Annotated in this window: 7 protein-coding genes and 2 pseudogenes; 6 read left to right on the top strand and 3 right to left on the bottom strand. The window is 49.4% G+C overall.

Going from position 1 to position 12,809, the window contains the following annotated elements; translation table 11 throughout:
• Positions 1–51: 51 nt before the first annotated feature.
• The 6 genes and pseudogenes from U2F10_RS03545 to U2F10_RS03520 all read left to right on the top strand — a co-directional run.
• The gene (locus U2F10_RS03545) at positions 52–1,128 is read left to right on the top strand and encodes an AI-2E family transporter (RefSeq protein ID WP_163661696.1); all 1,077 of its coding nucleotides are present in this window, start codon (positions 52–54) and stop codon (positions 1,126–1,128) included.
• A gap of 543 nt (positions 1,129–1,671) precedes the next feature.
• Positions 1,672–4,215, top strand: a complete 2,544-nt coding sequence (locus U2F10_RS03540) for a glycogen/starch/alpha-glucan phosphorylase (RefSeq protein WP_499870801.1) — start codon at positions 1,672–1,674, stop codon at positions 4,213–4,215.
• A complete protein-coding gene (locus U2F10_RS03535) occupies positions 4,206–4,844 on the top strand; it encodes a histidine phosphatase family protein (protein ID WP_163702964.1) in 639 nt (212 codons plus the stop codon). Before U2F10_RS03540 ends, U2F10_RS03535 begins: the two co-directional genes overlap by 10 nt.
• A 47-nt stretch (positions 4,845–4,891) precedes the next feature.
• Positions 4,892–5,161, top strand: a pseudogene (locus tag U2F10_RS03530) (histidine phosphatase family protein); the annotation flags it as partial.
• 82 nt (positions 5,162–5,243) lie between these two features.
• Entirely contained in the window at positions 5,244–6,707 is a 1,464-nt protein-coding gene (locus U2F10_RS03525; RefSeq protein WP_499870799.1) for a transposase, read from the top strand.
• A gap of 94 nt (positions 6,708–6,801) precedes the next feature.
• Positions 6,802–7,245: pseudogene (locus tag U2F10_RS03520) on the top strand (2,3-bisphosphoglycerate-dependent phosphoglycerate mutase); the annotation flags it as partial.
• 50 nt (positions 7,246–7,295) lie between these two features.
• Here U2F10_RS03520 and U2F10_RS03515 read toward each other — a convergent pair.
• The 3 genes from U2F10_RS03515 to ptsP all read right to left on the bottom strand — a co-directional run bounded on the left by U2F10_RS03515 (position 7,296) and on the right by ptsP (position 12,534).
• Entirely contained in the window at positions 7,296–7,952 is a 657-nt protein-coding gene (locus tag U2F10_RS03515) for an HAD family hydrolase (RefSeq protein ID WP_499870798.1), read from the bottom strand.
• Positions 7,952–9,841 carry a glucose-specific PTS transporter subunit IIBC gene (gene ptsG, locus U2F10_RS03510; protein WP_499870796.1) on the bottom strand — a complete coding sequence of 630 codons (1,890 nt, stop codon included), beginning with the start codon at positions 9,839–9,841 and terminating at the stop codon, positions 7,952–7,954. Before ptsG ends, U2F10_RS03515 begins: the two co-directional genes overlap by 1 nt.
• A gap of 140 nt (positions 9,842–9,981) precedes the next feature.
• On the bottom strand, positions 9,982–12,534 hold the full coding sequence (gene ptsP, locus U2F10_RS03505) for a phosphoenolpyruvate--protein phosphotransferase (RefSeq protein WP_499870794.1): 2,553 nt from the start codon (positions 12,532–12,534) through the stop codon (positions 9,982–9,984).
• Positions 12,535–12,809: the final 275 nt, after the last annotated feature.

Genomic DNA, 12,809 nt, shown 5'->3' with positions numbered 1-12,809 from the left:
TTAGCTGTTCGCTATGATGACTAATTGTAACCTCCAGCTATTGTGCCCCATATGTTGCTAGAGCAAAAACTACCAGGATGGCTCAAGTTTGGACTCATTTTACCCCTCATTTTTCTAGATGGTTGGCTGATAGTTCTGCTCTTTCAATATTTTCAGCCCATTACCAGCATCGTGATTCTGGCGAGCCTACTGGCCTTTTTGCTAGAGTTTCCCATCGTCTTTTTAGAAAAAAAGGGGCTGGGCAGGGGCTGGGCAATTACGTTGGTGCTGATATCGGCACTGGTTGCAGTCAGTGTCATTAGCTTGATTTTAGGTCCTCTGATTTTTCAACAGCTGGTTGAATTTGCCAATCGTCTGCCGGTTTGGCTCAACAAAATCGAAGAGCAGATTCAATTCCTTGATGATCAGAGCATCATGCAAAACTTGCCGGTGGATTTGAGCGATCTCTCGACTCAACTGATCCAACAAACGTCAACGGCATTAAAGTCCTTAACCAGTCAGCTGATAAGTCTGACGGTTGAGACCATTAGCAGCACCGTCAATCTGCTGATTACGCTAATTTTGTGCATTTTGCTAGTGATTTTTGGCCCTGACCTATGGCGCGGTTTGATTAGCTGGTTGCCCATGGTGTGGCGCGATCGCATCCAGGCAGCCCTTCAACCTAGCCTCCAAAACTATTTTGCGGGTCAATCGATTATTGCGTTATTGCTAGGGGCAGTGTTATCGGTGGCATTCACACTATTACAGATTCCCTTCGGTTTGTTATTTGGCGTAGTTATCGGCCTTGCCAGTGTCATTCCCTTTGGTGGCACCATTACCATTTTATTGGTCAGTGGGCTACTTGCTTGTCAAAGCCTATGGCTAGGGCTCAAGGTGCTAGTAGCCGCTATTATTTTGGGCCAGATCAATGAGAATGTAGTGGCCCCTCGTTTAATTGGTGGGATGACGGGGGTGAATCCAGCTGTCGTGCTAATTACAGTACTAATAGGCGCAAAAGTGGCTGGATTCTTGGGATTGTTATTGGCCGTACCCACAGCTAGCTTTGTTAAGCGAATTGGGGATATGCTGCGCAGTACAGATAATCCTGACACTCAGCTGTTAAGCCACAGTGCAGTAACAAAAACTTGAGCTTGTTTTAACACCAATCAGAGTGTTGGCAAAGTCACGACTAGAAAAGCTTTTGAGGTGATATTCTCCTAGAGAGATCCCCCGGTAACATAGCCGCAGGAATTTTAATCGTTAATCAACAAACCACTACGATAAATTCTCTAAATTAAGAGATGTTTATGGGACTAATCAAGTTAACAATTTGCATTATTCCCTGGCTCAGATGCTCGATAGTAAAGACCTGGGCCTAGTCATGAAACAGTTATTTACAGTGGGCCACAAAATACTAGACCTCTACTAAAAACACTATTTTGAGCCCGTGTATGCCTTTGTTTTCTGATTGTTTTCATCGGTTCTCAGATGAATTTATACAGTTTATTGTAATCTAGCTAAAATTAGATGGTACAGAAGCCTTATTGTCTGTAATCCGTTTCCTTTAAATAATAAAAACAAAGTGAACCCGTCACAAAGTGAGCCCGTCATAAAGCGATACTGTTTCCAGGCTAGTCATCCTCGCCAGGTGAATAATCATATCGCTAAGTATGTTCTGGGAGTAAAACACTGATGAAAGTTGAGAATCTTGCAGCTTGCCCTACTGTAGACGTAGAAGACGACCGCACCGGGCTGAGCATAGAAACGCTGCGGCGTGCCCTGGCCGATAACTTGTTTTACGTCCAGGGTAAGTATCCAGGGACCGCGACAAAAAATGATTACTACATGGCCCTGGCCTATACGGTGCGAGATCGGTTGCTACAGCGATGGCTGGCAACCCGCGAAGCCTACGACAAACAAGATGTCCGCATCGTTTGCTATCTTTCAGCAGAGTTTTTGCTTGGCCCTCACCTGGGTAACAATTTGGTCAATCTCGATATCTATGAGCCTATCCAAAGGGCGTTGACAGAGTCAGGTCTGGATCTAGATGAGTTAATTGCGCAGGAGGAAGAACCCGGTTTAGGTAACGGTGGTCTCGGACGGTTAGCCGCTTGTTATATGGAGTCCTTGGCCAGTTTGGAAATTCCTGCCATTGGCTATGGTATTCGCTATGAGTTTGGCATTTTTGACCAGGAGATCCGCGATGGCTGGCAGGTGGAAATTACCGATAAATGGCTACAGTACGGCAATCCATGGGAGATTTTACAGGCCGATATCGCTGTTGAGGTAAAATTTGGCGGACATACTGAGTTTTATGCCAACGACCAAGGGGAACAGTGCGTGCGCTGGTTGCCAAACTATACCCTCAAAGGCATTCCCTACGACACACCGATTTTGGGCTACCACGTCAACACAGCCAATACCCTGCGGTTATGGAAAGCAGAAGCCAGTGAATCGTTTGATTTTCAACGCTTCAACCAGGGGGATTACTATGGTGCGGTCGATGATAAGACGGCGGCGGAAAACCTGACCAAGGTACTTTACCCCAACGATGAACAGGTTCAGGGTAAGGAGCTGAGACTGCAGCAGCAGTATTTCTTTGTGTCCTGTTCACTGCAGGATATGATTCGTATCCACTTAGCAGAAGGCAATCGTTTAGAAACCTTCCATGAGAAGTTTGCAGCTCAGCTGAATGATACCCATCCGGCGGTGGGCGTTGCCGAACTGATGCGTTTACTGGTGGATGAACACGCCATGCCTTGGAATACCGCATGGTATGTGACCCAAAGGACCTTTGCCTATACCAACCATACGCTGTTGCCAGAAGCGTTGGAAAAATGGTCATTGTCGTTGTTTGGTCGGTTGTTGCCTCGACATCTAGAAATTATCTATGAGATTAATCAACGGTTTTTAGAAGAAGTCCGGCAACGATTTCCCAATGATGGAGGTAGAATAGCTGCGCTATCTTTAATTGATGAGTCGGGAGAACGCTACGTGCGGATGGCGAACCTGGCGTCGGTGGGTAGCTATGCCATCAACGGGGTGGCTGCGCTGCACAGTGAGCTAGTGAAAAGCACCGTACTCAAAGAGTTTCATGAGCTATGGCCAACTAAAATCACCAACGTCACCAACGGGGTGACGCCTCGCCGTTGGATGGTGTTGAGTAATCCCCAGCTCGCTGACCTGATCACCAGCAAAATTGGCAATAGCTGGGTGCGACAGTTAGATGAGCTGAGGCAGCTAGAAGCGTATGTCAACGATGCTGAGTTTTGTGCCGCCTGGCAACAGGTGAAGTTGGCCAATAAACAACAATTGGCCCAGCGCATTTTCAACTTTACCGGTATTGAGGTGGACCCTACGTCAATGTTTGACATTCAAGTCAAGCGCATCCACGAATATAAGCGACAACATTTGAATGTGCTACACATTATTACGCTCTACAACCGGATTAAGGAGAATCCGGCTCAAGAGATTGTTCCCCGCACCTTTATCTTTGGCGGCAAGGCGGCACCAGGCTACTTTTTAGCCAAGCTAATGATTAAATTGATTACCTCTGTGGGCGAGGTGGTCAACAACGATGCTGATGTGGCGGGCCGTCTAAAGGTAGTGTTTTTACCTGACTACAATGTCACCAATAGTCAGCCTGTGTATCCTGCTGCCGATCTCTCAGAACAGATTTCTACAGCGGGCAAAGAGGCGTCTGGAACAGGTAATATGAAGTTCTCAATGAATGGAGCTTTGACCATTGGTACGTTAGATGGGGCCAATGTGGAAATCCGTGAAGAGGTTGGCGAAGAGAATTTCTTTTTGTTTGGTCTGACGGTGGAAGAGGTGATGGCGCTGAAGGCCCAAGGTTATAGACCGAATGAATATTGCGATCGCAACCCCAACCTTCAAAAAATCATTCACCAGCTTTCTTCTGGCGTATTTTCTAGAGGCGACCAAAACTTGTTTATGCCCCTAGTTGATAATCTACTGTATCAAGATCCTTATCTTCTATGTGCTGATTATCAAGCCTATGTTGATTGCCAGGACCAAGTCAGCCAGGCCTATGCCGACACTGACCGCTGGACTCACATGTCTATCCTAAATACTGCCCGTATGGGTAAGTTCTCCTCAGATCGGTCCATTCGTGACTATGGGGAGACTATCTGGCAGGTGCAGCCGGTGCCGTTAACCCTCAAGGATTACGTGCAAGCGGATGCTGGGTTACGGGTAGACCAATCATGGGTTTAAGCATTTATTTGCTCCGCCATGGTGAAACAACCCACAGCCAGACTGGTGGCTATTGTGGTGCCCTTAACCCAGAGCTAACGCCAGCGGGGATGGAGATGGCCCAGGCATTTGCAGATGCCTATGGAGCCATGGACTGGACAGCAGTATTTACCAGTCCGATGAAGCGCACCATGGCGACGGCCAAACCCCTGTGTGAGGCCCTGGGGATGACGCCGCAGCTGCGGGAGGGTCTTAAGGAGTTGCAGTATGGGGCTTGGGAAGATCGCAGCCAGGATGAGGTTAAGCAGCTATACGGCCCAGACTACAATCGCTGGATGACTGAACCGGCTTGGAATCCACCCACGGGGGGAGAGACGTCTCTCCAGATTGCGAGCCGGGCGAATACTGTGATTGCGGAGATTAAGGAGACCTACGAAACGGGCAATGTACTAGTGGTGTCTCACAAGGCGACCATTCGGATTATTATTTGTAGTCTATTGGGGATTGATCTGGGGCGATATCGCGATCGCATCGAAATGCCCGTTGCCTCTATCAGCGTCATTACCTTTGGTCGCTATGGCCCCATGCTGACCCGTTTGGGCGATCGTCACCATTTGCCTGAAGCATTGCGTAATCGAGCGGGCACATGACTATTCTTGTTCATATCTGGAACACAAATAAGTGAGGTATTACTACTATGCCTGAACTCATTTTGACGCGCCACGGCCAAAGCCTTTGGAATGCAGAGAATCGATTTACAGGTTGGGTTGATGTCCCGCTAAGTGAACGGGGGCGGGCTGAAGCAACCATTGCGTCATGTAAGCTCCGTGAGCATCGCGTGGATGTCTGCTACACCAGCCTGCTGTTTCGAGCTATGGAAACAGCGGTTATTTGTTTAACCGAATGTGACGATATTTGTGGGGGTAAGACCCCCATTTTTAAGCACGATGCTAATGACTTGGACTTTGTAGAAATTTGAAGAGAGGAATGCACTAGGAAGCGGCAATAGGCGATAAAGAGCAAAACCAAAAGAAGCTCAGCCTATTGCCATGAATGTGCAAGATCGTATCAATCAACTCAACCAATTTCGAGATCAGGTTTACGCTAGTTTCAATCAACGCTCCGATAGTCTGATGGATTTGTTAGATGCCTTGTGTGGGAATACCCATGCCAGGTCTGTTGTTGAGTTAAGCCTCAACCCTCTGTTTCGGCGAGAGTATGGATCGTTATATGCGGCTATCGGAGCCTTGGGGGTAACCCGCGATGAGGTGAGCGCGTCAGACCAACCTGACGGGAGTCCTCCTCAGTCTCGATTTCCTCAGACGTGGATACAGTCAATTGCCAAGGGGGTACCGTCCCCGTCCCATCGGGATTATTGGTTATTTGGTGTGGATGTCACTCCGGTGAGTCGCCCCCATGCCATCACTCTTAAGGATCGTGAGTCGGTCTACAAACCCACGGTGGTGGCAGGCCAAAAACCGATCACCTTGGGGCACAACTATTCACTGATGGCCGCTATCCCCGAAGCTGAGGTCACGGGGGCGCGTCGTTGGATTGTTCCGCTCAGCGTGGAACGGGTCACCAGTTTTGAGAGCAAGGTCGGGGTGGGGCAGCAGCAGGTAGAGCGTCTGCTCAATGACGAAACCGTCCCCTGGCATGGGCAGCGGTGTGTGCTGGTGGTCGATAGTGATTATAGCCATCGCCGATTTCTCTATCCCTTCAGCACTCAGGAAAATCGAGTGATTGTCACCCGCAGTCGTGCCAATCGTGTCTTCTATCGGGTACCGCAGGCATCTACTGAGAAACGGCGTGGCCATCCTCGTTGGTATGGCCTGCGTTTCGACCTCAAAGATGAGACCACGTGGGGGGACCCTGACGAGCAAATCAGGTTTGAAACCACCACTACCAAAGGCCATCTTCGGACCGTTACCTTAACGCGTTGGCATGATCTGCTGATGAAAGGCTCACGCGCCCAACCCATGCATGCTCACCCCTTTGACCTTGTCCAAGTACAGCTCACTGACCCCACCGGACACCGCATCTTCAAACCCCAATGGCTCATCGTCTTTGGCCACTCTCGGCGACCGCTAGATACCCGCAATGCCTACCAAGGCTATACCGAGCGTTTCAATCTTGAACACGGCATTCGCTTCACGAAGCAGAACCTCATGATGAATGACCTGCAAACCCCTGATGTCACTCAAGAGGAAGCCTGGGTTCAATTCTCCTGGTTAGCTTATGCTCAATTGTGGATGGCACGCTTGTTGGCTCAGGGACTCCCGCAACCGTGGCAACGATTTTTACCCGATTACACTCAACACCATTGCACACCAGCCATGGTTCAGCGTGACTTCACGCGAATTATTCGGCAGATTGGCACCCCGGCTGCTGAGTCCAAACCCCGAGGTAAATCTCCGGGGCGCACCGTTGGAACCACCTTACCTCACAGACCGAGACGACCCATTATCAAACGGGGGCGGGCTAGACTGAAAAAGAAGAAAAAAGCAGCTTAACGTTGATTGCTTGCACTCATGTTGCCCGGTGACAACACACTCTGCAATCGGCAGAGATAGAAGCTCTTGCCTCTTTTTTTGTTAAAAGTCCAATAATGACCCTAATTGGCATGGTTGGGACCATTACAATGTTGATCTCAAAAAAGAGTTGCCCATCTTCCCCACCCCAGCCCTGGACGAGCGTTACTATGGGGACCTGCAAGGATTAAATAAGACGGAAACAGCAGAGAAGTTTGGCGTGGAGCAAGTCCAACGCTGGCGACGTTCTTTTGATGTACGTCCCCCTGGAGGTGAGAGTTTAGAAGATACCATGCGCCGGTCGGTCCCCTATTTTAAAACCCGTATTCTCACCCACATCAAACAAGGGGAAAACGTGCTGATTTCAGCCCATGGCAATTCATTAAGGGCTATCTTAATGTACTTAGACGATCTCTCATCAGAAGAGGTGGTCAAGTTAGAACTAGCCACAGGTGTACCGATTGTGTATGAACTGGACCGGACCGCTAAGGTCTTGGATAAAGAAATATTGGATAAATAAGGGGCCGATTATATTCTCAAATAAAGAACAAGGATAGCTAGTACCAGTGACTACAGCAATTGTCTAGGGTTCAATGCTGAATAATCCTGAATAATGTATTCAACCGTTGACTGACCTATAAATGTGGCTGCTGGCGCTGACGTTGTTAAGGCAACGGCTCTCATGCCTGCATTTTGAGCGGCTTCAATGCCAATCACACTGTCTTCAAAAACAACACAATACCTTGGGGCAATATCGAGCTGTTGGGCAATGGTCAAAAAGGTTTCAGGGTGAGGTTTACCCAATGTGACATCGTCGCCACCAACACAGATAGTGAAATAGGCTGCAATATCTAAGCCATCGAGTACTAAATCGATATTGGGTTTCATTGCTGACGTTCCCAACGCCATGGTAATTTCAAGCGATTGAGCTATCTGTAAAAATTCTCTGAGTCCGTTGATAGGTTGAAGGTGGGGTTTATACAGCTCTCGATAAAGGGCTTCTTTCTGATGGGCCAGGGTCGTAACAACAGCATCGGATAGTTCTTCACCACAAATGCGGCGAATGCATTGTTCAATGGTGCCGTGGGTTTGCTGCTGGACCTCAGCCTCCGTCATTTCCACACCCAGGCTTGACAGAAATTTTTGCCAAGCCTGCATATGAAACGCCATATTATCAACAAGGGTGCCATCCATATCAAAGATGAAGGCCATTTGTTGTCTAGGCATTAAACATTCACTCCAAGACGTTTGTTGATTTCCCCAGCATATTGCTCAGCGTTTAGCCCTACGATCAGATGCAAGACTTGGTCTTGAACTCGCATTATGGCTTCAACACCCGCTGCTTGCAGGGCTGCTTCGTTAACAGTATCAGGGGTCGTAATTTCCACACGCAATCGAGTCATGGCCACCGGATCTACTGTACGAATGTTGTCTGCACCTCCCAGGGCGGCAACCATTGCTTGAGATTTTTCGGCAGCGGCGGGATCAGCTGTCACCTCAGCCATGGTAGTTGCGGCTGCCATCGACTCTTCTGGTATGGGGGCTCCTACCTCATCTGCCTCAGGTCCAGCAGTTTTTAGGTATTCCACCATATCTGTTTTGAGATTTTCTGAACGGGGACCAAAAATTGCCTGGGCATTGTTGCCCACCTGTAGCACCCCTGATGCTCCCAGGGCTTTGAGGCGCGCAATGTTGACTTTGCCCATGTCTTTAACACCAATACGCAGACGGGTAATACAGGCATCTAAATTCTCGATATTGCTCCGTCCACCAAACGCCAGGGTTAATTCTTTAGACATGGCGGCAGCATCCTGGGGTAGGTTGCTTGCCAGTTCTTCGTTTTCCTCTTCACGACCGGGGGTAATCAAGTTAAAACGCTTGATCACAAATCGGAAACTGAAATAATAAAGTGCGGCAAACAGGGGGCCAAAGGCGATAATTAGCCATACCTTGGTGCCCAGGGCATTAAAGAGAAAGAAGTCGATAAACCCATGGGAAAAGGTAAAGCCCATACGCCCGCCCAGGATAACAAACAGTAAGTCAGCAAACCCCGCTAGAACAGCATGGAGCAAAAACAAGACCGGAGCGATAAAGACAAATGAAAATTCAATAGGTTCGGTAATGCCGGTGAGAAAAGAGGTCAAAGCTGCGGAAATCATGATGCCGCCAATTTCTTTGCGCCTTTTGGGCTTAGCACAGTGCCACATGGCAATGGCCGCTGCTGGGAGACCAAACATTTTGAACCAATAGGCTCCACCAAGAATACCGGCTGTGGGATCTCCGGCAAAGAAGCGGTTGATATCGCCCGTAACGAGTTCATTGGTAATGGGATCGGTAAAGGAGCCAATCTGGAAGAAGAAGGGAACATTCCAAACGTGGTGCAGGCCAAAGGGAATTAGCAACCGCTCAATGAAGCCATAGATGGCGACGGTAATTGGAATGTTGTTCCCTTGCGCAGCGGCGTTGGCAAAACTGTTAATGGCACCACCAATCGGCGGCCAAACAAAACTCATGAGGATGCCGACGACAATGGCTGCGATCGCAGTAATAATCGGCACAAATCGTTTACCCGCAAAGAAGCCCAGGTATTGGGGCAGCTTAATCCGGAAAAATCGATTGAACATATAGGCCGCCACACAGCCCATAATCAAACCGCCAAACACCCCCGTATCTAAAGAGGGAATCCCCATAATGGGTTTGAGGACGCTGGGGTCAATGTTGGCAAACAGAATTGAGGAGACTCCCAAAGAGGCTAGGAACACCACAAAGCCGACAATGGCAGCCAGGGCAGAGACACCATCGTTGGCGGTGTAGCCAATGGCCACGGCCACGGCAAACAGGATGGGTAGATTGGCAAAAATGGCATCCCCTGAGGCTTTCATAATCTCCGCCAGGGGGGCAGGTAGCCAGCCAAATTTGGCACTTGTTAAAACACCCTCCTGAATTTTCTGAATCTCAATCAGGCGAGCGCTACCTAGACCTAGCAAAATACCGGCCACGGGTAGGACCGAAACGGGCAGCATGAGAGCCTTTCCCATTTTTTGCAGGAGGCCAAAGGCTTGGTCACGCCATTGTTGTCGGTTTGGTAGAGGGGATGGAGCTGTTGTTGTTGTCATGGGGTTGGGAGTCTTGTTTTGGGCATCCACAAGGGAGTGCCCCTACGAATTGGCTAATGGTCTTGTTTTGGGCATCCACAAGGGAGTGCCCCTACGAATTGGCTAATGGTCTTGTTTTGGGCATCCACAAGGGAGTGCCCCTACGAATTGGCTAATGGCACCAGACTACGTACTTCGGCGGCGGTTTCTAACCCCAATGTCCGATCTGCCAGTTTCTGACATTGGTCTAAACTCAGAGAACGTACCAGGGCCTTAATAGTAGGAATCATCGAAACGCTGACGCTAAGTTCTTTGACGCCCAGACCAATGAGGAGAGGCACGGCTTGAGGATCGCTGCCAATGCCACCACAAACGCCAACCCATTTGCCATAGCGGCCTGCACCTTTGACTGCGTGGTCGATTAGTCTCAACACCGCTGGATGTAGACCGTCTACAAAGGGAGCTAATTTTGGATGGCCTCGATCCATCGCCAGGGTGTACTGGGTGAGGTCGTTGGTACCCACGGAGAAGAAATCGACTTCCTTGGCAAACTGCTCGGCCATGACAGCGGCTGAGGGAACTTCAATCATAATGCCCACCTCAATGGGAGGCAAATTAAGGGCCTGGCGTTCTTCTTCTAACATGGCTTTGGCCATGCGTAGTTCTTCGATGCGGCCAATCATGGGAAACATCACCCGCAGTTTGCCCGCAGATGCTGCCCTCAAAATTGCCCGCAGCTGAGTGCGCTGCAGTTCAGGTTGGTCAAACCCTAGACGAATGCCTCGTTCTCCTAGAAAGGGATTCTCTTCTGGGGCCATGGCCAGGTAGGGTAGAGGCTTGTCACCCCCAACATCCAGGGTGCGAATAATCATAGGTTTATCGACTCCCAAGACTTCGGCAATACTGCGGTAAATGCCGGTTTGTTCATCTTCTGTTGGGGCTTGGGGTCGCCCCATAAAGATAAATTCGGTGCGCAGTAGACCTACACCTTCAGTCCCTAAGGAGACAGCTTCCTCGGCATCTTTGAGGCTACTGATGTTAGCAACAATCTCAACTTGATGCCCATCCTGGGTAATGGCCGGTGCAAACGCGTTCTCCAGATCAGCGGCCTGTTTGGCCTTTTGGTTAGCAATGCGGGTTTGGGTGTACTCAATGTCTGCAGCTGGGGCGTTTAACCGCAGGATGCCGCTTGTGCCATCTAAAATCACTGGGGTCCCATCGGCCAAGTCCAAAACCTGGGGTTCCACACCGGCAATGGCTGGAATACCCATGGATCGTGCCAAAATAGCCACATGGGACGTAGCTCCACCCGCCAGGGTACAAAAGCCGACCACACGCTCTCGATCTAGGGTAGCCATGTCAGACGGGGTGAGATCCTCAGCCAACAGAATTGTATTGTGGGGATACTTGATCTCTGTGGCCTCGATGCCTGTGAGAATCCGTAACACTCGCATCCCCACATCACGAATGTCATTGGCGCGCTCCGCCAATAGCTCGTTTTTTAGCTGGGCTAGCTTATTTGCCTGGTTTGTGTAGGTTTGTTGCCAGGCAAAACTTGCACTTTTACCCTTATTGATGGCACTGGTGGCAATGTCCATTAACTCAGGATCATCCAAAATCTCTTGGTGGGCGGCAAAGATAGCCGCTTTACCCGGATTGCCCTGACCGTGAACCTTGGCGCGGATGGATTCAACTTCTAAGGCTGCTTTTGCGATCGCATCCTCCAACTTTCGTCGTTCTTTACTGGGGGATTCTCCCACCTCTTCAATCGCCAGGGTTTGTTCACGCACCCGATAGGTATTGCCTACCGCTAGCCCTGAGGAAGCCGCCACTGCCAAAATAATATTGGGGTCATCAGACTTGGGCTGGGGCGGCGGCGCTTTGAGGGCAGACTGATCGATACTAGCGGGTGCCGGGGCGGCTCCAGCTTCCCCCAGTCCGGCTTTGATTGCCTCAGTGAGTTCCGTAATTGCGGTCTTCGCATCCGCACCCCTGGCCTCCAGGGTAACCCGGTCTCCATAGGCCACCTGCATTGTCATAATTGCTACGACACTTTTTGCATTGGCGCGTTCACGACTTCGCAGCAGAGACACCTGGGACTGATATTTTTTAGTCAGGTTCACCAAAACTGCCGCCGGGCGGGCGTGCAGCCCTTGGGGATTGCTGATAACAATGGGCTCTGACGTGACGATATCTCCAGTGATTACGGCCTGCTCTTGACTGTCCTCATCCAGCACCAACTCCAGGAAAATATCTTGCCCTGCCGTTACCCGTCCTTGCTGGAAAACAAATTCTGCAATGCGCTCAGGATTGGTAACAACGATTTGAGTCAACAAACTTTTAGCATGGAGAGCGACATAATCAATATCAAACTCCAACAGAGGATACCCTGCTGTGACCCGATCACCCAGTTTTACCTGGGGAGAAAATCCTTCTCCCCGCAGTTCTACCGTATCCAATCCCACATGCATTAAAATCTCGACACCAGCCGCCGTTTTTAGGGTAACCGCATGGTTAGACGGATGAATCTGAATGATCTCACCGTCACAAGGCGCTCTGAGAATGTTAGAGATAGGGTCAATCGAGATACCATCGCCTACCATCTTTTGGGCAAAGACTGGATCAGGTACTGACTCAATGGGTCTTAAATAACCGGACAGGGGGGCGTTTAAGCGCAGAATGGTTTGAACTGGAGTGCGTGTGTCTAGGGGCATGGTATGGCTAATACTCTTTAGCATTAAAAACTGGATAGTGACCTGTTGGACGTGTTTGTTAGACGTATTTGTTGGGCGTGTTTATTGGACATACCTATTGGGTGTACCTATGGATTAATAAGCAAGCAAGATGGTCAAAAAAGCGGTGTTATTAACTATTTTTTAGTATTTGCCAATACATTCTTCAGTAGCGTTGCCCTATGGTGAAACCTGTTTTTTCTGTTATGACAGTGGTTTCAAAGAACATTTGCAGCAAACATGTCGTGTTTTAGAAG

Origin of the sequence: Leptothoe sp. EHU-05/26/07-4, from assembly GCF_043421015.1 — a bacterium.
GTDB classification, from domain to species: domain Bacteria; phylum Cyanobacteriota; class Cyanobacteriia; order Phormidesmidales; family Phormidesmidaceae; genus Leptothoe; species Leptothoe turfae.
The sequence above is the reverse complement of the archived record's forward strand: the minus strand, read 5'-3'. Positions and strand labels throughout refer to the sequence as shown.

What these genes read in the sequence shown, in the direction of transcription:
- U2F10_RS03545 (WP_163661696.1), top strand. Translation starts at nt 52, where the DNA reads ATGTTGCTAGAGCAAAAACTACCAGGATGGCTCAAGTTTGGACTCATT.
- U2F10_RS03540 (WP_499870801.1), top strand. Translation starts at nt 1,672, where the DNA reads ATGAAAGTTGAGAATCTTGCAGCTTGCCCTACTGTAGACGTAGAAGAC.
- U2F10_RS03535 (WP_163702964.1), top strand. Translation starts at nt 4,206, where the DNA reads ATGGGTTTAAGCATTTATTTGCTCCGCCATGGTGAAACAACCCACAGC.
- U2F10_RS03525 (WP_499870799.1), top strand. Translation starts at nt 5,244, where the DNA reads ATGAATGTGCAAGATCGTATCAATCAACTCAACCAATTTCGAGATCAG.
- U2F10_RS03515 (WP_499870798.1), bottom strand. Translation starts at nt 7,952, where the DNA reads ATGCCTAGACAACAAATGGCCTTCATCTTTGATATGGATGGCACCCTT.
- ptsG (WP_499870796.1), bottom strand. Translation starts at nt 9,841, where the DNA reads ATGACAACAACAACAGCTCCATCCCCTCTACCAAACCGACAACAATGG.
- ptsP (WP_499870794.1), bottom strand. Translation starts at nt 12,534, where the DNA reads ATGCCCCTAGACACACGCACTCCAGTTCAAACCATTCTGCGCTTAAAC.